Here is a 21,324-nt window from a genome sequence, read left to right as displayed (position 1 = left end):
TTTTTAGTTGCAGGAAATTGCAGACCTTGCTGCTTTCAAACAAACCCGGGCACATGGCCCGGGTCGGAGGGAACGCAACCTGAATTCCGTCAGGCGGCTTGCTCCAGGGTCGGCTGCCATTGTCCAAGCGCTGCCAGATGGTTCATGTGGGCGCGATGGGCGAAGGCGGCCTGCGCGGCGGCGACGTTCGCCGGCTTGCCGCTCCAGGCCTTCTGCGGAGCGGCCTGCAAGGCGCGGCCGTAGGAGAAGGTCAGCTTCCACGGATGCGGGCCGATAGCGTTGATGGCATTGAGGTTGGCGGTCGCCTGCTCGTCCGTTTGTCCGCCTGACAGGAAGGCGATGCCTCCGATCGCGGCCGGCACCGTCTCGCGGAACAGTTTTATGGTCTTTTCGGCGACTTCCTCGGGGCTGCTGACCTTGCCTGATTTCTTGCCGGCCAGCACCATGTTCGGCTTCAGGATGGTGCCTTCGAGCACGACGCGGGCCGCATAGAGCTCGGTGTACAACTTTGTCAGTGTCGCCTTGCTGATCTCGTAGCAGGTGTCGATGTCGTGGGCGCCGTCCATCAGCACCTCCGGCTCGACGATCGGCACGATGCCGGCCTCCTGGCAAAGCGCGGCGTAACGGGCGAGCGCATGGGCGTTCGAGCCGATCGAGGTGGCGGAAGGCACGCCCTTGGCAACATCGATGTCGATCACCGCGCGCCATTTGGCGAAGCGGGCGCCGAGCTTGTAGTATTCGGCAAGGCGTTCGCGCAGGCCGTCGAGGCCCTCGGTGACGGTGTCGCCGGGGAAGCCGGCCAGCGGCTTGGCGCCGGCGTCGACCTTGATGCCGGGGATGGCGCCTGATGCCTTGATGATGTCGACCAGCGGTGTGCCGTCGGCGGCCTTCTGGTGAATGGTCTCGTCGTAGAGGATGACGCCGGAAATGTACTTGGTCATTGCATCGCTGGCGCGGAACATCATCTCGCGATAGTCGCGGCGACTGTCGGCGGTCGACTCGACACCGATGACGTCGAAGCGCTTCTTGATGGTGCCGGAGCTCTCGTCGGCGGCCAGCAGGCCCTTGCCATTGGCCACCATCGCGGCGGCAATGTCCTCGAGACGTTCGCTCATCGTGCTTCTCCTGAAAGAATTGATCCGCGCCCAGCAGACCACCAGAGCAACGCAGGTTCAAGTCGAACCATTTCGTCAAACAAGCGCGAATCGATTGAAATTCGCGGGCGCACTCCTTCGCGCTGCTCTTGCGGCCGCGCTCAGCGCTTCAAGACGTCGACGCCGGGCAAGGGCTTGCCTTCCATCCATTCGAGGAAAGCGCCGCCGGCCGTCGAGACATAAGTGAAATCATCGCTGACGCCGGCATGATTGAGCGCCGCCACCGTGTCGCCTCCGCCAGCGACCGAGATCAGTCTGCCGGCCTTGGTGCGCGCTGCCGCGTGCCTGGCCGTCGCCACCGTTGCATGGTCGAACGGCTCGATCTCGAAGGCGCCGAGCGGCCCGTTCCAGACCAGCGTCGCGGCGCGGTCGATCCATTCGGCAATGGTTTTCACGGTCTTTGCGCCTACGTCGAGGATCATGCCGTCGGCCGGCACGTCTGCTATGGCGACGGTCTCGCTGGCGGCGCCGGCCTTGAACTCCCTGGCGACAACGCCGTCGGCGGGCAGGATGATGGCGCAGCCGGCCTCGGCCGCCTCGATCATGATCTGCTTGGCGGTGGTCGCGAGATCATGCTCGCACAAGGATTTCCCGACGTCGGTGCCGCGCGCCGCTAGAAACGTATTGGCCATGCCGCCGCCGATGACCAGCGCGTCGACCTTCTTCACCAGGTTCATCAACAGGTCGATCTTGGTCGAGACTTTGGCGCCGCCGACGATGGCGACAACCGGGCGGACGGGATTGCCAAGCCCCTTTTCCAGCGCATCGAGCTCGGCCTCCATGGTGCGGCCGGCGAACGCCGGCAGCACATGCGCCAGCCCTTCCGTCGACGAATGGGCACGGTGCGCAGCAGAGAAGGCGTCGTTGACGAAGATATCGCCGTTAGCGGCGAGCTTTTCGGTGAAGGCCGGGTCGTTCTTCTCCTCGCCCTTATTGAAGCGGGTGTTCTCGAGCAGCAGCACGTCGCCATTATTCATGGCAGCAACGGCATTTGCCGCCTTGTCACCGATGCAGTCGGCGGCAAAGCCAACCGGACGGCCGAGCACGTCCGCCGTCGCCTTGGCGATCGGCTCGAGCGAGAATTCCGGCGCAGGTCCATCCTTGGGCCGGCCGAAATGGGCAAGCAGGATGACCTTGGCTCCCTTGCCGGAGAGCTCGGCAATGGTCGGCGCAATGCGCTCGATGCGGGTGGCGTCGGTGACCTTGCCCTCGGTGACGGGAACGTTGAGGTCGACACGCACCAGCACACGCTTGCCGCTGATATTGCCGATGTCGTCCAGTGTCTTGAAGCCGGCCATGCTGATCCCTTTCACGAAAAATCGCGGGGACCTTACCCCGCATCGACGACGATGCAAGACCTGCCTAACGGTTCACCGAAAATATGATTCACGTATCGAGGACGAAGTGCCACGGGGAGCGAGATGGGCAGCAATGGCGCAAAACGCTCCGACATATGGCTTTACCGGTTGCGTACCACGATGCAGGCGCCGCCGACGCTTTGCAGCTTGTCGCAGATCGTGTCGGCCTTGGCTCTGTTATCGGCGCCGATCCGCACGGCATAGATGCCGCGCCTGCCGATCGGGGTACGGACCCGGCTGACCACCGGATCGTGGCCGGCAAGCATTGCCGGGAACCGGCTTTTCACTCTCAGCCACTGGTTGAGCGCCGCGGCGCGGCGAAAATTGCCGGCCACCTGCACGCCCCACGGCTTGATGTTGATCGACGACATCGGCACGGTTCTGGACATGATCACCGGCAGCTCGCGGCAAGCAGCAGCGAAACTCGCCTTCTTGTCGAGCGGCCGGATGACGCCGGCGTAGGCGGTATTGGTGAAGTTGTCGGCCGGCTCGCCCATGACGTCCAACACGTAGCTTTCGGTCTCCATCGGCAAGAAGCCGCCGGAATGCAGCCAGCGCGTCACCCGGCTCTCGCCGGCATTGTAGGCTGCGGCGGCGAGGCCGAGATTGCCGAAACCGGATTTCATTTCGGCGAGGTATTTTGCCGAGGCCGGGATCGCCTGTTCGATGTCGAAGGAATTGGCGAGCCCGCGCATCCTGGCGGTGCCCGGCATGAACTGGGCAATGCCTTCGGCGCCGACCGGGCTGACCGCATTGGGATCGAAACGGCTTTCCTTCCAGATCAACCGGGCAAAGAAATCCCTGGGCAGCCCGTTCCGGTCGGCATGGGCCTCGATCAGGTTGCAAACCTGGTCGATCAGCTTCTTTTTGGCGGGCCGTGGTGGATCGGCCTGAACGGCTGTCGCCCAGATCAGCCCGCAAATGAGAACCAGCGCCGCGCCCAGCAAACGCCGCATTCAACTACTCCGCCGCGGCTTTGTCGTGCTGCCCGAACCGCCGTTCGATATAGTCGGCGACCATCTTCTCGAAATCCGCGGCAATCGATGGGCCGCGCAGCGTCGCCGCCTTCTTGCCGTCGACGAACACCGGGGCGGTCGGTGTCTCACCGGTGCCGGGCAGCGAAATGCCGATATCGGCATGTTTGGATTCGCCCGGACCGTTGACGATGCAACCCATCACCGCGACCTTGAGGTTCTCGACGCCGGGATAGCGTTCGCGCCACACCGGCATGTTCTTGCGCAGGTCGGCCTGGATGTTCTGGGCAAGCTCCTGGAACACGGTCGAGGTCGTGCGGCCGCAGCCCGGGCAGGCGGCGACGATCGGCACGAACTGCCTGAAGCCCATGGTCTGCAACAGCTCCTGCGACACCTGCACTTCGCGTGTGCGGTCACCGTTCGGCTCCGGCGTCAGCGAGATACGGATGGTGTCGCCGATCCCTTGCTGGAGCAGGATGCCCATGGCCGCGGACGAGGCGACGATGCCTTTCGAGCCCATGCCGGCCTCTGTCAGGCCGAGGTGCAGCGCATGGTCGGATCGGGTGGCAAGCTCGGTGTAGACGGCGATCAGATCCTGCACGCCGCTGACCTTGGCCGACAGGATGATCTTCTCGCGCGCAAGGCCGATCTCTTCGGCCATTTCGGCCGACAGGATCGCCGATTGCACGATTGCCTCGCGCGTCACTTCCTGCGCGGTCAGCGGAAAGCCTTGGGCCTGGTTGTCATCCATCAGCCGGGTCAGCAGCTCCTGGTCGAGCGAACCCCAGTTGACGCCGATGCGCACCGGCTTGTCGTATCGGATCGCCATCTCGACGATTGCCGCGAACTGCCGGTCCTTCTTGTCCTTGAAACCGACATTGCCGGGGTTGATGCGGTACTTGGCCAAGGCCGCGGCGCAGGCCGGATGATCGGCCAGGAGCTTGTGGCCGATATAATGGAAATCGCCGACCAGCGGCACGTTGATGCCGAGCCGCTCCAGTCGCTCGCGGATGGCCGGCACAGCGGCAGCGCTTTCGTCGCGGTCGACCGTTATGCGCACGATCTCGGAGCCGGCGCGATGCAGCGCCGCCACTTGCGCGACCGTCTGGTCGACGTCGGCCGTGTCGGTGTTGGTCATCGACTGGACGACGACTGGGGCGCCGCCGCCGACAATCACGCCGCCGACATCGACACCGACCGACCTGCGGCGTGGGAAGGGTGAGGAAAAATATCCGGTCATGCCGGCTACCTTTAATCTTGAAGGTCCGGGCATGAGGTGGAGGAGCAAAGATGGCTTGTCAATGGCAACTGGCGCGCAGGCCCAGCAAATCGGAAACAACAAGACGGCAGCTTGCCGCAAATCCATGAGCGTTTCCGGCAGCATAGAGACATGCCACCGGAAAGATCGCGCTCCGGGTGGCGCTTCTAGTCCTGGAAGGGTTTCAGTGGGTCGTCGGTTTCGCCTTCAGTTTTTCAATCTCGTCCTTGAGCGCCAGCTTGCGCCGCTTGAGATTCACGATTTCGAGGTCGTCTACCGATGGATGGGTCATCGCATCATCGATTTCGCGTTCGATGTCGCCGTGTTTCCGCTGCAGCTCATCAAGATGGGATGCAAGAGACATGATTGGTTCTCCCTTTCATGGTTTCCTCGGATTGCAGCCGTCATGGTACGTCCACCGCAGGCTCGCTTCTATGACGGCATAATGACAGTGTGCCACCATCGCGCACCGATGTCGAATGCTGCGTGGTAGCATTCCACGCCAATATGAAATGTGATATGGGCTGCGCGCCGGTGCAAGAAGACCCGGTCCCGCCCAATCAGGCCCATAGTTTGGGCGCCGCAGACGTGCAGACGGTAAAAATGTCCGATCAGGAACAGGCAGATATCCGCCTCGAATATTCCCGGCTGAAGCAGGAACACGCCGATTTCGACGCGGCCATCAATGCGATGATCGCCATGAATTGCGACCCGCTGCAAATCCAGCGCATGAAGAAAAAGAAGCTTTTCCTGAAGGACAGGCTGATGGCGCTGGAAGACAAGATCATTCCAGACATTATTGCTTGAACGAACGCCATTGCTTGAACGAACGCCGGCGCTGGCCTGCTGGAAAAGCGGTTATGCCGCGATCGAAAGCCGTGCGGCGCGCTCGCGCAACAACGCTATCAGGTCGTCGGTCTTTTCGGTCGAGGTATCGATCGGAACCACCAGGCACATCGTCGCCTCGACCCTGCCCGGCGCTGAAAAGACCGGCGCGGCCAGGCATTTCGTGTAGGCATCGACAAGGCCGGAGGTGACGCAGTAGCCGGCCGACTTGGCGACGGCGATGTCGTCTATGAAATCGTCGAGTTGCAATCTGCGGCCGTCCGGCAGCACGAGATCGTCCTCGGAGACCATATCCTCAATCGCTGCCCTGTCGAAGCCGGCGAGGAGCAGTCGCCCGGAAGCTGTCCAGGGGAGCGGTATTTGCAGACCGGTCGCCGAGCTGATCCGGAATGGCCTCGTTCCCGGGCTTGAATGGACGATGGTGTAGCGGCCGCTTTGCAGCATGCACAACTCCGAGGTCTCGCCGGTCTCGCGTGACAGATGATCGACTTCCTGGCGCCCTCGCCTGAGCAGGTCGTTGCCCCGCACATAGTCCATTCCGTAGAGATAGAGCTTCTTTCCGAAATAGACCCGATTGCCGTCTCCGGCCATCTCCAGCAGGCCTGCGTCGACCAGCGAGCGCACAAGCGTATAAGTCGTCGAACGCGGCGCGTTTACCCCCTTGGCAAGGTCGCCGATGCCGATCGCACGCTGGGTCGTGTGGAGAAACTCCAGAATCTGGAGGACCCGGTTGAGGCCCTTCTCCCGAGAAACCGAGTTCTTGTCTTCGTCCAGACCGGCGTCCGGTCGAGCGGCCAAGGCATTACCTTCTTGCATTATCGATTCCTGATGTTAATCTGTCTTGTACAGAGTACAGGCGTCCCTTGTAAGGGACAATGGCGTCAGTTGCAACCGATGCCTGTATTACTGCTCCAAAGGGGAACACAACACGAAAGGAGGTCGCCGTGAACGACACATCCAAAAGGCGTGAATTTCTGAAACTGGGAATGGCCGGGCTTGCAACGGCCGGAGTGATGAGCGCCGCTACCGCGGTCGACGTTCAGAAAGCGGCGGCCCAGGCAGCGCCGGACAGCCTGCTGCGCACCGTCCTCGAGCGCGGCAAGGTGATCGTCGGGACCGGCAGCACCAACGCGCCCTGGCATTTCGAGAACGACGCCGGCGAACTGGTAGGCATGGACATCACCATGGGTCGCATCCTCGCCAAGGGGCTTTTCGACGATCCGACCAAGGTCGAATTTGTCATGCAGGATCCGGCTCAGCGCATTCCGAACGTGACCACCAACAAGGTCGACATCACCATCCAGTTCATGACCATGACCGCCCAGCGCTCGCAGCTGATCCACTTCTCCCGACCCTACTACGTCGAAGGCATCGCCTTGCTGACCCTTCCGAACGCCGAAAACAAGACCTTCGACAAGCTGCTTGCCGGCGGTTCGGCGACGCGGATTTCCATCCTGCAAAATGTCGATGCCGAGGCTAACGTGCATATCGTCCTGCCGGAGTCGCAGGTGATGCAGATAGACACGCAGGCCAACGTGCTGCAGGCCTTGGAATCGAAGCGCGTCGACGCCGCCGCGGTCGATCTGTCAACGGTACGCTGGCTCGCCTCGCGCAATCCGGATAAGTACTTCGATGCCGGCAAGAGCTGGTTCTCGATGCTTTATGGTGCCGCGCTGCGGCAGGGCGACCTCGACTGGCTGACCTTCGTCAACCAGACCTTCACCATCGCCATGTTCGGCCATGAAACGGCCCTCTACGACGCTGCGTTCAAGGATTATTTCGGACAGGAGCCGCCGGCGCGCCATCCCGGTTTCCCGGTCATCTGATGCAAGCAGGCGGAAGGACAACGTCCTTCCGCCTTCTCTCATCACAGCCCTCCATGACGAGGACGCATGGGTTATACTCTCAACTTCAACCTTATCTGGCGGCATTTCGACAAGCTCTGGGGCGGACTGCTGCTAAGCCTCGAACTGGCCGTCATCTCGATCGCGATCGGCATCGTCATCGGACTCGTTCTGGCGGTCTGGTACGTGTCGGCCGGGCGTGCGGTGCGGACCATCATCGCGGGGTATGTCGAGTTCATCCGCAACGTGCCGCTGATCCTGCTCGTCTATCTGGTCTTCTACGGCTTGCCGACGGTGGTCGACATTACCTACAGCGCGCAAACCTCATTCATTGCCACGCTGTCGCTCTACAGCGGCGCCTACCTGGTCGAGGTGTTTCGCTCGGGGCTCGAGGCGGTGCCGCGCGGTCAGCTCGACGCCGGCAAGGCAATCGGCCTGACGCCATGGCAAAGGCTGCTCGATGTGCGCCTGCCGACGATGCTGCGCATAACCCTGCCGGCGCTTTCCAACACATTCATATCGCTCTTCAAGGATACGTCCGTGGCGTCGGTCATCTCGGTACCCGAACTCACCTATGGCGCCCAGTGGATCAACTTCAACACGTTCCGCATTGTCGAAGTCTATCTGGTAGTGACGGCAATGTACCTGTTGACCGGCTACACGCTGCTTTTCGCGCTGCGGCTCGTCGAGCGCCGGTTCAAGGCGGCGCGCTGACATGCTGAGCCAGATCATCTACGCCTTGCCGTTCCTCGCCGAAGGCTTTGCCGTAACCTTGTGGGTGTCGCTGCTGGTCGTGGTGTTATCGCTCATCGCCGGCGTGTTGATGGGCGTCGGCCTTGTCTATGGTCCTTTTCCGCTACGCTGGGCAGTGCGCATCTTCAGCGACACCATACGCGGCATTCCGATCCTGGTGCTGATCTTCTTCGTCTATTACGGCCTGCCCGCGGTAGGGCTGCATCTGGAATCCTTTTGGGCGGCCGTGTTCGCCCTCACCCTCTTCAAGACCGCACAAGTCGTCGAGTATCTCAGGGGCGCCGTCGGCTCGATTCCCAAGGGTCAGTCCGAGGCGGCGATGGCGATCGGACTGACCTTTCGCCAGCGGCTGGTCTACGTCATTTTTCCGCAGGCGTTCAGGCGCTTCCTGCCACCCTGGATCAATGGCGTCACCGACGCGGTGAAGGGCAGCGCGCTGGTCTCGCTGCTCGGCATCACCGACCTCATGCAGGCAATCAACCAGGTCATCGGCCGCACCTATGAGGCGATGCCACTCTACATTCTCGGTGCGCTCGTCTACTTCGCCGTCAACTACGCCCTCTCCTTGGCCAGCCGGCGCCTGGAGCGGCGTTTCTCCTTCATCCGGGAATAGCACGATGTCCAACGCCTCGCACCAGAATCCGGCACTTCTCGATGTCACCGAGGTTTCCAAAGCCTTTGGATCCGTCGAGGTCCTGCGCTCCGTCAGCCTGCAAGTGACGCGCGGCGAGGTCGTGACTATCATCGGCCCCTCCGGCAGCGGCAAGACCACGCTACTGCGCTGCGTCAACTTCCTGGAGAGCTACGACAGCGGCTCGATCCGTATCGACGGCAAAGAAGTCGGCTATCGCGAGACGGGAACACGCCAGCGACGCAGCGAGCGCGACCTGGCGGCGATGCGAGCCGAGACCGGAATGGTGTTCCAGAGCTTCAATCTGTTTCCGCATTTGACTGCGGCCGGCAACATCATGCTTGGCCTGCGCAAGGTGCGCGGCAAGAGCAATGCCGAGGCCCGCACCATTGCCGAGCACTGGCTCGGCCGCGTAGGCCTCGCCCACAAAGCCGACAGTCTGCCGGCCGAGCTTTCCGGCGGCCAGCAGCAGCGCGTCGGCATCGCCCGCGCCGTGGCGATGGAGCCGAAGATATTGCTTCTCGACGAGATAACCTCGGCGCTCGACCCCGAACTGGTTGGCGAGGTGCTCGAGGTCGTGCGCAGCCTCGCCGAAGACGGCATGACGATGCTGATGGTCACGCATGAAATGGCTTTTGCGCGCGACGCATCGAGCCGCATCGTTTTCATGGCGGATGGCGGCGTCAGTGCCGTCGGACCACCCGCCGAGATTCTGGCGGCGGGGTTCGACAATGAACGCCTTCGCAGTTTCCTGGCGCGGTTTCGCGCCTCGCATTTTTGACATCGGACGGCGAAAGCTGTCGCAAGGAGCTTTTATGACGCCTTACATCCGGCTCGCGGAATTGGGCCTGACACTGCCCGAGCCGCCGAAGCCCATCGCCAACTTCGTCACCTATGCCGAGAGCGGACGGCTGATCTTCCTCTCCGGCCAGGGGCCGTTGCGCGCCGATGGCGCGCTCTGCACCGGCAAGGTCGGAGAGGATGTCAGCGTTGAAGAGGCCTACGGGCATGCGCGTCTGACCGGCCTGAACCTGCTCGCCGTCATGCATGCGGCGGCCGGCGACCTCGGCCGCATCGTGCGCGTCGTCAAGCTGCTTGGCTTTGTCAATGCGACGCCGACATTCAGCGAGCACCCCAAGGTGGTGAACGGCTGTTCCGATCTTTTCGCGGCCGTCTTTGATACGCTTGGCGGACATGCCCGTTCCGCGATCGGTGTCGGCTCGCTGCCGGGCAACATCACAGTTGAAATCGAGGCGGTCGTCGAGATCGCCGCCTGAAACCTTAAACAGGATCTACAGAGATGACGACCTATGCCGCTGACCGTTCCAATACGACAATCCGCGAACGGCTTGGCCTTCGCCCAATCATCAATGTCTCCGGCACGATGACGGCACTCGGTGCTTCGATCATCGTGCCAGAAGCGATTGCCGCAATGTCGGAAATGGCCTCGCAATGGGTCGAGATGGACGATCTGCAGCGCGCCGCAAGTAGGGTGATTGCACGCCTCACCGGCGGCGAGGCCGGCTTCATCACCGCATGCTGCGCCAGCGGCATAACAATGGCGATTGCCGGCGCGATGACCGGGACCAGCCTTCTTGCGATCGAGCGGCTGCCGGACGACACCGAGGGCCTCAAATCGGAGGTCATCGTTCAGCTTGGTCACATCGTCAATTATGGCGCGCCGATCGACCAGTCGATCCGGCTTGCCGGAGCCAAGGCAGTGCCTGCCGGCACGGTCAGCGTCACCCAGGATTATCATGTTGCCGAGGCGATCCGGGACCGGACGGCGGCAGCCCTCTACGTCGTTGCGCACCACACCGTGCAATACGGCATGCTCTCGCTTGAGGAGCTCTGCGAGATTTGCCACGCCAAGGGCGTGCCAGTGATCGTCGACGCCGCCTCGGAATACGATTTGCGTGGCTTTCTGGCGCGCGGCGCCGACATTGTTGTCTACAGCGGGCACAAATTTCTCTCAGGGCCGACAAGCGGCATCGTTGCCGGCCGCAAGGATCTGGTACGGGCCGCCTATCTCCAGAACCGGGGCGTTGCGCGCGCCATGAAGGTCGGCAAGGAGAGCATTGCCGGCACTATGGCGGCCCTGGAAGCCTGGGAGCGGCGCGACCATGCCGGCATTCGCCAGCGGGAAGAAGCCGCACTGCATCTGTGGAAAGACGCATTGCAAGGACTGCCCGGTATCGTCGCGCATGTCATTCCCGATCCGACCAGCAATCCGCTCGACCGCCTGCAGGTGTTTGTTACGCCCAAAAGCCGCTTCACCGCCGCCGGCCTCGCCTCGGCGCTTGCGGCGGGTTCGCCGCCCGTGATCGTGCGCAACCACGAGGTGGAGCGCGGTCACTTCTTCCTTGATCCGTGCAATCTCCATCCCGGCGAGGCGGAGATCGTTGCCGAACGCCTGCGGGCGGTGTTGAGTGCTGCCGATCGGCCCGCGGATGCGATGAAACCCGCTCGCAAGCAATCCGCCGGATCGCTGCGCTGGCCGGACTAGACAGGGCGTGGTCGAGCCAGTGCCTTCCAGCGCCGGCTTCGCATCGGGCCAGTGCGCCATCACGGCAGTGTGAATGACCTTTTAGTCTTCGGGCGGAATAAACCACCCCGCCCATTGGTCTCCCAAACAGACGCCATTTCCGGCGTGCAGGAGACCGGTATGACCCACCACCACGACAATGAAGCTGACTGCATCAGCCGCCGTCATGCACTGGAATGCATGATCTGGGCCGGCACGGGAGTGCTGTGGACAATTTCGGCCGGCGTGCCGGTTTCGCTCAGCCTGCTCGGTGCGTCGCAAGCCGCCGAGGCCTTGGCCACCGGCTTCACTTTCCTCCAGATCTCCGACAGCCACATCGGCTTCGACAAGGCTGCCAACCCGCACGCCATCGACACGCTGAAGGAGGCCATCGGCAAGATCCAGGCATTGCCGCAAAAGCCCGCTTTCATGATCCACACCGGCGACATCACCCATTTGTCGAAAACCGCGCAGTTCGACAACGCTGCCCAGATCATCGGCGGCGCAGGCTTCGACGTGCATTATGTGCCCGGTGAGCACGACCTGATCGATGACGGCAATGGCCAGGCCTATCTCGACCGCTACGGCAAGGGCACCAAGGGCGCTGGCTGGTATTCGTTCGACCAGAACGGCGTCCATTTCATCGGGCTGGTCAACGTCGTCAACCTGAAGGCTGGCGGGCTGGGCAATCTCGGCGCCGACCAGTTGGCATGGTTGGCCAATGATCTGAAGGCGGTCACCGCCTCGACGCCAATCGTCGTCTTTGCCCACATCCCGCTATGGGCTGTTTATCCCGAATGGGGCTGGGGCACCGACGACGCGGCGCAGGCCTTGGCCCTGCTCAAGCGCTTCGGCTCTGTCACCGTACTCAACGGCCATATCCACCAGATCATGCAGAAGGTCGAAGGCAACGTTACCTTTCATACCGCGCGCTCGACCGCTTTCCCGCAACCGGCGCCGGGCACCGCAGCCTCACCCGGGCCGATGACGGTACCTGCCGGCCAGTTGCGCAGCCTGCTCGGCACGAGCAGCGTGACAGTCAAGCAAGGCGGGCAGGACCTCGCCATCATCGACAGCACGCTGGCCTGAGGGAAATGCGATGATCCGCTTCCCATCCCGCGTCTTGGTCGTATCCCCTGTCACGTTCGGTTTGGCGGCGATCCTGATAATGGTTGCCATGCCACTGAACGCAGCAGGCCAGCCAATGGTCAAGATCGAGAACTTTGCCTTCACACCGGCGGTGCTGACGGTAAAGCAGGGCACTACCGTGACCTTCGAGAATGACGACGACATCCCGCATCTGGTGGTCGCCAACGATGCCTCGTTTCGCTCCAAGGCGCTTGACACCGGTGACACATATGCCTTCACCTTCACCAAAGTGGGCAACTATGCCTATTTCTGCGGGCTTCACCCGCACATGCAGGGCAGGATCACCGTCGCTCCGTGAGGATTTTCGGAAGGTTCTGCCCGGGATGCCGGGCGATGCGACGGTGTTGAACCAAGAGGCCGCGACCGAGCGCTTTCGCGAGGTGGTTCTGCCCCATCTCGCGGATGCGCTTGCGCTTGCCCGCTGGCTGACCGGCAACGCCGCCGACGCGGAGGATGTGGTGCAGGAGGCCTGTTTGAAGGCGCATGCGGGCATCGCCGGCTATGCCGGCGGCAATGCGCGCGCCTGGCTGCTGGCGATCGTGCGCAACGCCTCTTACTCCTGGCTGGCGCGCAACCGGCCGCGCAGTATCGTCGCCGTCGGCGACCTGAGCGACCTCGATGACATGACGGCTGCATATGGCGCCGGCCTGCCGGATACGGATAGTCCTGAGGCAAGCCTGATCGCCAAGGCCGACACGGCCGCACTCGAGGCGGCGATCGCCGCGCTGCCGCACCAATTTCGCGAGACTGTGGTGCTGCGCGACATCAACGGCCTCAGCTATCGCGAGATCGCGACGCTGCTTGGCGTGCCGCTAGGCACGGTGATGTCGCGGCTGGCGAGGGCGCGCGGTCTGCTGATATCCCAACTTGGGAGGGCGCCATGAGCGCGCACAACGATGGACTGCCCGATGACCCGGCGGGCGTGGAGCTGATGATCCATGCCTTGGTCGATGGCGAGCTCGACGCAGCAGCAGCATTGGCTGTCGAGCGACGCATCGCGGCCGATCCGGCGCTCGCCGCCGAGCATGCCCGCATCGTGGCGCTGCAGTCCGCTGTCGGCAGGCTGGCGCTGCCACAGGTCAGCGACGCCCTCAATGCGCGCATCGCGGCGATCGGCGCGACTGGCGAGGCACAGGATCGGCCGGCGCCGACGCGGCCGCCGCAAACCGTGCCAACCCACATGCGGCCAACCCAAACGCGGCCGGGCCGCTTCGGCGCGTTCGACTGGCGCGCAATGGCGGCATCGATCCTCGTCACCGCCGTGCTGGCCAGCGGCGCGACGCAATGGGTGATGCTCAGCGGGGCGCCCGACAGCTTTGCAACGGCGGTCGCCAGCGGCCACCGCCGCAGCCTGCTGGCCGCCAGCCCGGTGGACGTCGTCTCGTCGGACAGGCATACGGTCAAACCCTGGCTCGATGGCAGGGTCGGTCTGTCGCCGCCTGCGCCAGACCTTGCCAATGACGGTTTCGCATTGCTCGGCGGCCGGGTCGAGGTGATCGCCGACCAGCCGGTGCCGGCACTGGTCTACCGCCATCGCGAGCACCTGATCACCCTCGTCGCCGCGCCACAGCAAACCGGCTCGACAACCGCGCCGGTCGATCTTTCTGCCGGTGGCTTCTCGCTGGTGCACTGGAGCGACGGCGCCTTTTCCTATTGGGCGATTTCCGATACGGAACGGCCCGAGCTCGACGATTTCGTCACGCGTTTCCGGGCGGCAGCCGCCCGGTGAAGCGACCGTGCCGGCGCAGCGACAGAAACCGTGGAAGCGGCCACCCGTTCCGGGTAGTCTCTCAGTTTGAATTTGCCGCGGCGTCAATCGTCGTCAACCAACTGTCGCTCGACGCGCCGAACTCCTATATGCCGTACAGAACAATTGAGGGATAATGAATAACGAGACTTTTGCTATCAAGGATGACTTCTCGAACGATTTGGAAGTTCGTTACACAAATAATAATCTTCGGTTCGTCATCACTGATACGTTACCTTGGACAGATGACGAGGCGACAACTGCGCACCTGGCGATCATATCGGCGAGAGCGGACTCTTACCTGCAGATTGCGAGAAGCGATCATTTTCGGCAGAGGTATCCGGGAACCTTGGTGACTGTCGTACTTCGATTCCACCACGACCCCACTCCACCTGCAAAGATGGTTTTATCCGAAATCTCAAAGAGACTCGCAAGCGACGGTATGCGTTTCCTTCACGGTATGGTTGCGGGATAGAAGGGACCTGCTTAGCGGCGGCGACGTTCGCAAATTTCAAACTGAGACACTACCCGTTTCGGGCCATCCTTGCTGTTCCACCCGAATTCCGCTAATGCGCGCTTTTGCCGCCGGAGAGCAGAAGCTTGGACGATCACCGCGCCGACGTCGCCATCATCATGGGCAGCCAGTCCGACTGGGCGACGATGCGCCACGCCGCCGAAACGCTTGAGGCGCTTGGAATTCCGCACAAGCGCCTGATCGTCTCGGCCCACCGCACGCCCGACCGGCTCTATGACTTCGCCAAGGGCGCCAAGGCGGCCGGCTACAAGGTGATCATCGCCGGTGCCGGCGGTGCGGCGCATCTGCCCGGCATGACGGCGGCGATGACGCCGCTACCGGTGTTCGGCGTGCCGGTGGAATCGAAGACGCTGTCCGGCCAGGATTCGCTGCTTTCGATCGTGCAGATGCCGGCCGGCATTCCGGTCGGCACTTTGGCCATCGGCAAGGCCGGCGCTGCCAACGCTGCCCTTCTGGCCGCCGCGGTGCTGGCGCTGAGCGACGAAAAGCTCGCCGCCCGGCTGGATAGCTGGCGCGCCGCGCAGACCGCCAAGGTGGCCGCCGAGCCCACGGACGCGCCGTGAGCCTGCCGGCGGGATCGAGCATCGGCATCATCGGCGGCGGCCAGCTTGGCCGCATGCTGGCGATGGCCGCGGCCCGCCTCGGCTACCGCATCGTCGTGCTGGAGCCGCAGCCGGATTGCCCGGCGGCACAGGTCGCCAACCGGCAGATCGTCGCCGCCTATGACGACGCGGCCGCGCTTAGCGAGCTGGCTTCGGCCAGTGCCGTCGTTACTTATGAATTCGAGAACGTACCGGTCGCGGCCGCCGCGGCACTTGCCTCTACGGTGCCGGTCTATCCGCCGGCACGCGCACTGGAAGTGGCGCAGGACCGGCTGGCGGAAAAGAAATTCCTCAACGGCATCGGCATACCGACCGCGGATTTCAGCCCCGTCGACAATGACGAGGAACTGACGGCTGCGCTGAAACAGTTCAACGGCAGCGGCATATTGAAGACGCGCCGCATGGGCTATGACGGCAAGGGCCAGCGTGTCTTCCGCAACATGGAAACAGGCGGCTTTGCCGGCACTTGCGAGGCGATGGGCAACGTGCCGTTGATCCTGGAATCCTTCGTCACCTTCGAGCGCGAGATTTCGGTGATCGCCGCCCGCGGCATCGACGGTTCGCTCGCCGCCTACGATCCGGCCTGGAATGTCCATCGCAACGGTATTCTGCACAGCTCGACGCTGCCGGCCGGGGTGAAGTCCGAGACGGCGGCTGCGGCTCAAGCGGCGGCGGCCGAGATACTCGCGGCGCTCGACTATGTCGGTGTCATCGGCGTCGAATTCTTTGTCCTCGCCGACGGTTCGCTGCTGGCCAACGAGATCGCGCCGCGCGTCCATAATTCCGGCCACTGGACGGAGGCCGCCTGCACCATCTCGCAATTCGAACAGCATATTCGAGCCGTCGCCGGCCTGCCGCTGGGAAGTCCCGCCCGGCAGTTCGACTGCGTCATGGAAAACCTGATCGGCGACGATGTCAGGCGCGTTCCTGATCTGCTCGCCGAGCCCGATCTGATGCTGCACCTCTATGGCAAGGCCGAGGCGCGGCCCGGCCGCAAGATGGGCCATTTTACGCGCGTGAGCCGCCGCAGCTAGAGCATGATCCCGAACCGAAGGTCCGCGCTAGCGAAAAGTGGAATCCGGATTTCGGAAAAGATCATGCTCAAACACAAAGTTAGAACCTACGCTTACTGGATTTCGCCGCTCTCGTCCTCGTCGGGGCTGGCGCAGCTCACATCGCCTTCCGCGCAGGTCGAATCGGCGGTGAGCTGCTTGGTGCGATCGTCGGTCAGCCGCGTCAGGCATTCCGATATCAGCATCGGATAGATCGAGCCGCCTTCGCTGTCCGCGGCGGAATAGCTGCATTCCGCGTCGCGAAAAGCGATCCAGGCGCGCTGCGCCGTCTGCAACAGCTTCCTGGCATTTGCGTCACTTCCGCCGATGAGATCCTGGTAGGCCTTGTTGAGCTTGGCGTCGGCGGATTTGTAGTCCGCGTCGGCGCAGATGTTCATCATCTGCTGGCTGTCGTCGTTGCGGTCGCATTCCTGCGCATAGGCAACAGAACCTGCCGCGAGGACGACAAGACAGGCGGACACAAGAATTCGGCGCATGACGATCTCCAATTCGCAACCGCATCATTCCAGCCGTCTCAACCCTGCGCAACGCCGCAAGACGCCAGTGGCGGATATTTGATGATACGAAACGGTCCGTATCGTTTAGGCAACGCGCTTGCGGTTGACACGGGCAACGCTCCTCGTCTATGAGCCACGCACAGTTCAAAGGCGCGTCTGTGGGCGCGCCTTAATAATTCGGCCCGTGACCGGGCCCAGACCGACGGGCAAGACCATGAAAATCAAGAATTCGCTCAAGGCGTTGAAGGCGCGTCACCGCGACAACCAGCTGGTTCGTCGCAAGGGCCGCATCTACATCATCAACAAGACCGCGCCGCGCTACAAAGCGCGCCAAGGTTGAGTTTTCGACGGAGGCTGCGCGCCTCCGTTCGCATGATACGACTCTCACGCTAAATTCAGTTTGACGATCCGGCGCCGGGGGCTAGATTCCCGCGATGCGGATTCTTCTTGCATTTTTCACGGCTTTCCTCGTTTCCGGCGCTGTCTCGCTGCCGGCGTGGGCTGAAGATCCGACCACAACTCCGCCGACAGCACCTCCGGTCGTCAAGACGAAACAGGCGCGGCTCGATCAGCTGTTTGCCGATCTCAAGCGCGAACGCAATGAAAAGGCGGCCGAGCGCATCGCCGGACGGATCGGCAGCGAGTGGTCCCAGTCGGGCAGCGCCTCTATCGACCTGATGATGCAATGGTCGCAGAAGGCGATCGAAAACCAGAAATTCGATGTTGCACTCGATTTCCTCGATCAGGTGGTGACTTTGCAGCCGACCTATGCGGAAGGCTGGAACCGCCGCGCCACTGTTCATTTCATGATGAAGAACTACGGGAAGTCGATGGCGGACATCGACCGCACCCTGCAGCTCGAACCACGCCATTTCGGCGCGCTTTCGGGCCTGGCTCAGATCATGGCCGAAACCGGCCACAAGCAGTCGGCACTTGAGGCCTGGCAGCGCGTGCTCGGCATCTACCCGATGATGCGCAGCGCCCAGGACCAGGTCGCCGCACTTTCCGAGGAGCTTGCCGGCGAAGGCATTTGAAGCCAGTAAGGGAGTAGGGGAGTAAGGCAGTATGTGAGTGGTGTAGATTGCACTGTGGAACGCATGCTCCCTGCTCCCCTGCTCCCCTACTCCCCTACTCCCCTACTCCCCTATAGGCCCGATCTATGCCGTTTGCCTCCGTGACGAGTTTCTCCACAAGGGCGGCGGCCGGCATCTCCCGCAGCTTCGCGACGCCCTGCCCGGCCCAAATAGGCAAGAAGTCAGCCCGCTTGCTTTCATCCTTTGCCATCGAAAGCGGCATGACCAGACTCGCCTGCAGCGGAAACGCCAACGCTGCATCTTCCTCACCAGCCATTTCCATCACAAACCGGTTGCGCACCACGCGCGCTGGGCGGCCAGTGAAGCAGCGAGTCACCGACGTGCTCTCGTCGTTGGCCGAGCGCAATGCTACGCGATAGACTGGCTGCACATTGGCTTCAGGACAGGCCAGGAAAGCCGTGCCGATCTGCACACCAGATGCACCAAGTGCAAAGCTGGCAGCGATGCCGCGACCGTCGAAGATACCGCCAGCGGCAATTACAGGCACCCGCACGGCATCAACAATCTGCGGTACGAGTGCCATAGTGCCGGCTGTGCCGATAGCAGGGTCGACAGTGAATGTGCCGCGATGCCCACCCGCCTCGTATCCCTGGGCGATAATGGCGTCCACCCCTCCTGCCTCAAGCTGGCGCGCTTCCGAGACGGTGGTGGCCGAACACAAGACAGTACAGCCGGCCGCCTTCAACTGCTGCACAATTGCGGTGTCGGGTAGATCGAAGTGGAAGCTGACCACCTTGGGGCGCAGCTCGAGCACAATTTCGAGACGCTCACGATCGAAGGTGGGGAAGGGCTCGCCCGGCTCGGGCACCGGTCCGAGGCCGACCTCCTCATACCAGCCGCGAAGGCGGTCTCGCATACTTTGGGCTGCCGCATCATCGTGTATCGGCGCCGGGTGCGCAAAGAAGTTGACGTTGATCGGACGATTGGTGGCGTGCTGTGTCGCCGTGAGCTGCTCGCGGATAGCCGCCGCAGGCAGAATGCCGCATCCGAGCGAGCCAAGCGCCCCGGCATTGCTGACTGCCGCCGCCAGTTCCGGCGTGGTGATGCCGCTCATCGGCGCCTGGATTATCGGGTGCTCAATGCCGAGGAGTTCCAGAAGATCAGTGCGCATCCACATTGGATCACCCTCCTCTTTCTCCCAGGAGAGATTACCTTAACTGACTTCCAGCTCAAGTCGGATAGGGCCTTCGAACCGCTTCACGGCCGGTCACAGGCTGATGCAAGCTGGCGGAGTTCGGCGTCTATCCTAACCCGACTGCCGTCGATGCGCCCGGCTGGCGCCGTGTTTACGACGCGCCATGCAGCCGGCCTATCCGGCAGCCGCGGCCGACATTAGCGGCCGACTTCCGATCCGACATAGGCGATGCGCAACATGTTGGTCGAACCGGGCGTCCTCAGCGGCACGCCGGCCGTGATGATGACGCGGTCGCCCGGCTTGCCGAAACCTTCATCGAAGGCGATGCGGCAGGCGCGGTCGACCATGTCGTCGAGGTCGATGGCGTCGGGGGAAACGACGCAATGCGTGCCCCACAACAGCGACAGCCGCCGCGCCGTGTTGAGGATCGGCGACAGCGCCACGATCGGCACTTGCGGCCGCTCGCGCGCGGCGCGCAAGCCGGTCGTGCCGGACGCGGTATAGGTGATGATCGCCGACAGCTTCAGCGTCTCGGCTATTTCGCGGGCGGCGAGCGAGATCGCGTCGGCCCCGGTCGCTTCCGGTTCCGAGCGCTGCGCGTTGATGATGCCGGCATAGGTCGGGTCGGTTTCGACCTTGGTGGCGATCCGGTTCATCATCGCCACCGCCTCGACCGGATAGGCGCCGGCGGCGGACTCCGCCGAAAGCATGATCGCGTCGGCGCCTTCAAACACGGCGATCGACACGTCCGACACCTCGGCCCGCGTCGGCACCGGCGCGGTGATCATCGATTCCAGCATCTGCGTGGCGACCACCACCGGCTTGCCGGCACGGCGCGCGGCGCGGGTGATCTGCTTCTGAATGCCAGGCACGGCTTCGAGAGGCATCTCGACGCCGAGATCGCCGCGGGCGACCATCAGCGCATCCGAAAGCTCGATGATCTCGGCCAGCCGGGCGACGGCCTGCGGCTTTTCGATCTTGGCCATGATCAGCGCCCGGCCGCGTGCGATCTTGCGCGCTTCGGCCAGGTCCTCGGGCCGCTGCACGAAGGACAGCGCCACCCAGTCGACGCCGGTCGCCAGAACCGCGTCGAGATCCCGGCGGTCCTTTTCCGTCAGCGCGCCGACCGGCAGGTCGGTGTCGGGCAGGCTGACGCCCTTCTTGTCGGAAATGGTGGTGCCGGCGACGACGGTGCAGACGATCGCCTTGCCGTTGCTGCTGACCGCCTTGAGCTCGAGCTTGCCGTCGTCGATCAGCAGGCGATGACCAGCCTCGACCGAACGCAGGATTTCGGGATGCGGCAGGTAGACCCTCGTCGAATTGCCGGGCTCGGGATTGTCGTCGAGCGTGAAGGTCTGACCGACGGTCAGCACCTCTTTGCCGTTGGCGAACTTGCCGACGCGCAGCTTTGGCCCTTGCAGGTCGGCGAGAACGCCGATCGGCCGGCCGACCGCCTCCTCGACGGCACGAATGCGGCCGACAAGCGTACGCATCAATTCATGGTCGGTGTGGCTCATATTGATGCGGAACACGTCGGCGCCGGCTTCGAACAGCTTCTTCAGCATCTCCTCGGACGAGGAGGCCGGACCGATGGTGGCGAGGATCTTGACCTTGCGGCTGCGTCTCATTGACTGTTTGTTCCCGGGGCGGCTGGAGCGCCATCCGTTGCGGGCTCGTCAGTCAGCTGGACCATCCAGCTTGCCTGCTCGCCCGTGTCATATTCCTGGAATCCGGCGCGCTGAAAGCCCCGGGCGACGCAATCGGTAACGCCGGCGATCTTGAACTCTTTTTCGGCCACGCACATGTTGATCGGGCCATCCCAGCGTCCGCCGCGCTCGGCGTCTTCTGCATAAAGATAGTAAAACCTTGATGACAACGGTCCCTCGATCAGCGTCTTGCAGCTCGATCCTTCGATGTGCCACCAGCCTTCGGTGATCCAGCCGGCTTTGGCGCGATAGCCGATGCCGACACCGACCAGGTTCTGCGTGGCGTTGCAGACCCGGAAATCGGCCCGTGCCGGCGAGGCCGAAATCACCGCGAAAAGACCCATGGCCGGTACCAGGAGCGGCATGGCCGAGGCGTGGCGCACACGCAGCCTGCCGGCGAAACCCATCCTGAAACCCCTCAAGAACCACATTTGCATCTCTCAA

At 63.0% G+C, this 21,324-nt stretch carries 26 protein-coding genes; 16 read left to right on the top strand and 10 right to left on the bottom strand.

Annotated features, from left to right (window positions below):
• Positions 1 to 89 precede the first annotated feature (89 nt).
• The 5 genes from NKI24_RS14090 to NKI24_RS14070 all read right to left on the bottom strand — a co-directional run bounded on the left by NKI24_RS14090 (position 90) and on the right by NKI24_RS14070 (position 5,108).
• Positions 90 to 1,115, bottom strand: coding sequence for a class I fructose-bisphosphate aldolase (locus NKI24_RS14090; RefSeq protein WP_352452480.1), 1,026 nt, complete (start codon positions 1,113 to 1,115; stop codon positions 90 to 92).
• A 140-nt stretch (positions 1,116 to 1,255) separates the two neighbouring features.
• Positions 1,256 to 2,452, bottom strand: coding sequence for a phosphoglycerate kinase (locus tag NKI24_RS14085; protein WP_352746021.1), 1,197 nt, complete (start codon positions 2,450 to 2,452; stop codon positions 1,256 to 1,258).
• Between the two features lie 161 nt (positions 2,453 to 2,613).
• Entirely contained in the window at positions 2,614 to 3,468 is an 855-nt protein-coding gene (locus NKI24_RS14080; RefSeq protein ID WP_352746007.1) for a lytic transglycosylase domain-containing protein, read from the bottom strand.
• 4 nt (positions 3,469 to 3,472) lie between these two features.
• The gene (gene ispG, locus NKI24_RS14075; protein WP_352683417.1) at positions 3,473 to 4,726 is read right to left on the bottom strand and encodes a flavodoxin-dependent (E)-4-hydroxy-3-methylbut-2-enyl-diphosphate synthase; all 1,254 of its coding nucleotides are present in this window, start codon (positions 4,724 to 4,726) and stop codon (positions 3,473 to 3,475) included.
• 202 nt (positions 4,727 to 4,928) lie between these two features.
• Positions 4,929 to 5,108: a YdcH family protein gene (locus NKI24_RS14070; protein WP_023678481.1), complete on the bottom strand. Its 180-nt coding sequence runs from the start codon at positions 5,106 to 5,108 to the stop codon at positions 4,929 to 4,931.
• A 239-nt stretch (positions 5,109 to 5,347) separates the two neighbouring features.
• Here NKI24_RS14070 and NKI24_RS14065 point away from each other — a divergent pair, with 239 nt between their 5' ends.
• A complete protein-coding gene (locus NKI24_RS14065) occupies positions 5,348 to 5,551 on the top strand; it encodes a YdcH family protein (RefSeq protein WP_023678480.1) in 204 nt (67 codons plus the stop codon).
• A gap of 51 nt (positions 5,552 to 5,602) precedes the next feature.
• On the opposite strand, the gene NKI24_RS14060 is transcribed toward NKI24_RS14065, so the two are convergent.
• Positions 5,603 to 6,406, bottom strand: a complete 804-nt coding sequence (locus NKI24_RS14060) for an IclR family transcriptional regulator (RefSeq protein ID WP_352746003.1) — start codon at positions 6,404 to 6,406, stop codon at positions 5,603 to 5,605.
• A gap of 128 nt (positions 6,407 to 6,534) precedes the next feature.
• On the opposite strand from NKI24_RS14060, the gene NKI24_RS14055 reads away from it, so the two are divergent.
• The 13 genes from NKI24_RS14055 (at position 6,535) to NKI24_RS13995 (ending at position 16,409) form a co-directional block, all read left to right on the top strand.
• Complete coding sequence (locus NKI24_RS14055; RefSeq protein WP_031212143.1) at positions 6,535 to 7,416, top strand: transporter substrate-binding protein; 882 nt, start codon at positions 6,535 to 6,537, stop codon at positions 7,414 to 7,416.
• 66 nt (positions 7,417 to 7,482) lie between these two features.
• Positions 7,483 to 8,148, top strand: a complete 666-nt coding sequence (locus tag NKI24_RS14050; protein ID WP_352746000.1) for an amino acid ABC transporter permease — start codon at positions 7,483 to 7,485, stop codon at positions 8,146 to 8,148.
• A 1-nt stretch (position 8,149) separates the two neighbouring features.
• Positions 8,150 to 8,800 carry an amino acid ABC transporter permease gene (locus NKI24_RS14045; protein WP_023678476.1) on the top strand — a complete coding sequence of 217 codons (651 nt, stop codon included), beginning with the start codon at positions 8,150 to 8,152 and terminating at the stop codon, positions 8,798 to 8,800.
• Positions 8,801 to 8,804: 4 nt separating this feature from the next.
• Entirely contained in the window at positions 8,805 to 9,599 is a 795-nt protein-coding gene (locus tag NKI24_RS14040) for an amino acid ABC transporter ATP-binding protein (protein WP_023678475.1), read from the top strand.
• Positions 9,600 to 9,633: 34 nt separating this feature from the next.
• Positions 9,634 to 10,095: a RidA family protein gene (locus NKI24_RS14035; protein ID WP_023678474.1), complete on the top strand. Its 462-nt coding sequence runs from the start codon at positions 9,634 to 9,636 to the stop codon at positions 10,093 to 10,095.
• A gap of 23 nt (positions 10,096 to 10,118) precedes the next feature.
• The gene (locus NKI24_RS14030) at positions 10,119 to 11,324 is read left to right on the top strand and encodes an aminotransferase class V-fold PLP-dependent enzyme (RefSeq protein ID WP_352745998.1); all 1,206 of its coding nucleotides are present in this window, start codon (positions 10,119 to 10,121) and stop codon (positions 11,322 to 11,324) included.
• 159 nt (positions 11,325 to 11,483) lie between these two features.
• Positions 11,484 to 12,431: a metallophosphoesterase family protein gene (locus NKI24_RS14025; RefSeq protein WP_352745996.1), complete on the top strand. Its 948-nt coding sequence runs from the start codon at positions 11,484 to 11,486 to the stop codon at positions 12,429 to 12,431.
• Between the two features lie 10 nt (positions 12,432 to 12,441).
• Positions 12,442 to 12,789: a cupredoxin domain-containing protein gene (locus tag NKI24_RS14020; RefSeq protein ID WP_352452488.1), complete on the top strand. Its 348-nt coding sequence runs from the start codon at positions 12,442 to 12,444 to the stop codon at positions 12,787 to 12,789.
• A 25-nt stretch (positions 12,790 to 12,814) separates the two neighbouring features.
• Entirely contained in the window at positions 12,815 to 13,375 is a 561-nt protein-coding gene (locus NKI24_RS14015) for a sigma-70 family RNA polymerase sigma factor (RefSeq protein ID WP_352817726.1), read from the top strand.
• Positions 13,372 to 14,220 carry an anti-sigma factor family protein gene (locus NKI24_RS14010; protein WP_352452489.1) on the top strand — a complete coding sequence of 283 codons (849 nt, stop codon included), beginning with the start codon at positions 13,372 to 13,374 and terminating at the stop codon, positions 14,218 to 14,220. Before NKI24_RS14015 ends, NKI24_RS14010 begins: the two co-directional genes overlap by 4 nt.
• 154 nt (positions 14,221 to 14,374) lie before the next feature.
• Positions 14,375 to 14,713, top strand: coding sequence for a DUF6572 domain-containing protein (locus tag NKI24_RS14005; RefSeq protein ID WP_352452490.1), 339 nt, complete (start codon positions 14,375 to 14,377; stop codon positions 14,711 to 14,713).
• 125 nt (positions 14,714 to 14,838) lie between these two features.
• Entirely contained in the window at positions 14,839 to 15,336 is a 498-nt protein-coding gene (gene purE / locus NKI24_RS14000; RefSeq protein ID WP_023678468.1) for a 5-(carboxyamino)imidazole ribonucleotide mutase, read from the top strand.
• Positions 15,333 to 16,409, top strand: coding sequence for a 5-(carboxyamino)imidazole ribonucleotide synthase (locus NKI24_RS13995; protein WP_352452491.1), 1,077 nt, complete (start codon positions 15,333 to 15,335; stop codon positions 16,407 to 16,409). Before purE ends, NKI24_RS13995 begins: the two co-directional genes overlap by 4 nt.
• A 92-nt stretch (positions 16,410 to 16,501) precedes the next feature.
• Here the strand turns inward: NKI24_RS13995 and NKI24_RS13990 are convergent, their stop codons facing one another.
• Positions 16,502 to 16,924 (bottom strand): lysozyme inhibitor LprI family protein, encoded by a 423-nt coding sequence (locus tag NKI24_RS13990; protein ID WP_352452492.1) that lies wholly within the window; start codon positions 16,922 to 16,924, stop codon positions 16,502 to 16,504.
• A gap of 235 nt (positions 16,925 to 17,159) precedes the next feature.
• On the opposite strand from NKI24_RS13990, the gene ykgO reads away from it, so the two are divergent.
• Entirely contained in the window at positions 17,160 to 17,285 is a 126-nt protein-coding gene (gene ykgO, locus NKI24_RS13985) for a type B 50S ribosomal protein L36 (protein ID WP_006203764.1), read from the top strand.
• Positions 17,286 to 17,379: 94 nt separating this feature from the next.
• Positions 17,380 to 17,979, top strand: a complete 600-nt coding sequence (locus tag NKI24_RS13980; RefSeq protein WP_352452493.1) for a tetratricopeptide repeat protein — start codon at positions 17,380 to 17,382, stop codon at positions 17,977 to 17,979.
• Positions 17,980 to 18,073: 94 nt separating this feature from the next.
• Here the strand turns inward: NKI24_RS13980 and NKI24_RS13975 are convergent, their stop codons facing one another.
• The 3 genes from NKI24_RS13975 to NKI24_RS13965 form a co-directional block, all read right to left on the bottom strand.
• Positions 18,074 to 19,156 (bottom strand): NAD(P)H-dependent flavin oxidoreductase, encoded by a 1,083-nt coding sequence (locus NKI24_RS13975; RefSeq protein WP_352452494.1) that lies wholly within the window; start codon positions 19,154 to 19,156, stop codon positions 18,074 to 18,076.
• Between the two features lie 215 nt (positions 19,157 to 19,371).
• Positions 19,372 to 20,802: a pyruvate kinase gene (pyk, locus tag NKI24_RS13970; RefSeq protein WP_352452495.1), complete on the bottom strand. Its 1,431-nt coding sequence runs from the start codon at positions 20,800 to 20,802 to the stop codon at positions 19,372 to 19,374.
• Positions 20,799 to 21,245 (bottom strand): DUF1036 domain-containing protein, encoded by a 447-nt coding sequence (locus NKI24_RS13965; protein ID WP_502894514.1) that lies wholly within the window; start codon positions 21,243 to 21,245, stop codon positions 20,799 to 20,801. Before NKI24_RS13965 ends, pyk begins: the two co-directional genes overlap by 4 nt.
• Positions 21,246 to 21,324: the final 79 nt, after the last annotated feature.

This window comes from Mesorhizobium sp. M0701, assembly GCF_040320365.1.
Classification (GTDB): domain Bacteria; phylum Pseudomonadota; class Alphaproteobacteria; order Rhizobiales; family Rhizobiaceae; genus Mesorhizobium.
Note: the sequence above shows the minus strand (reverse complement) of the source record. Positions and strands in the feature narration are given on the sequence as shown.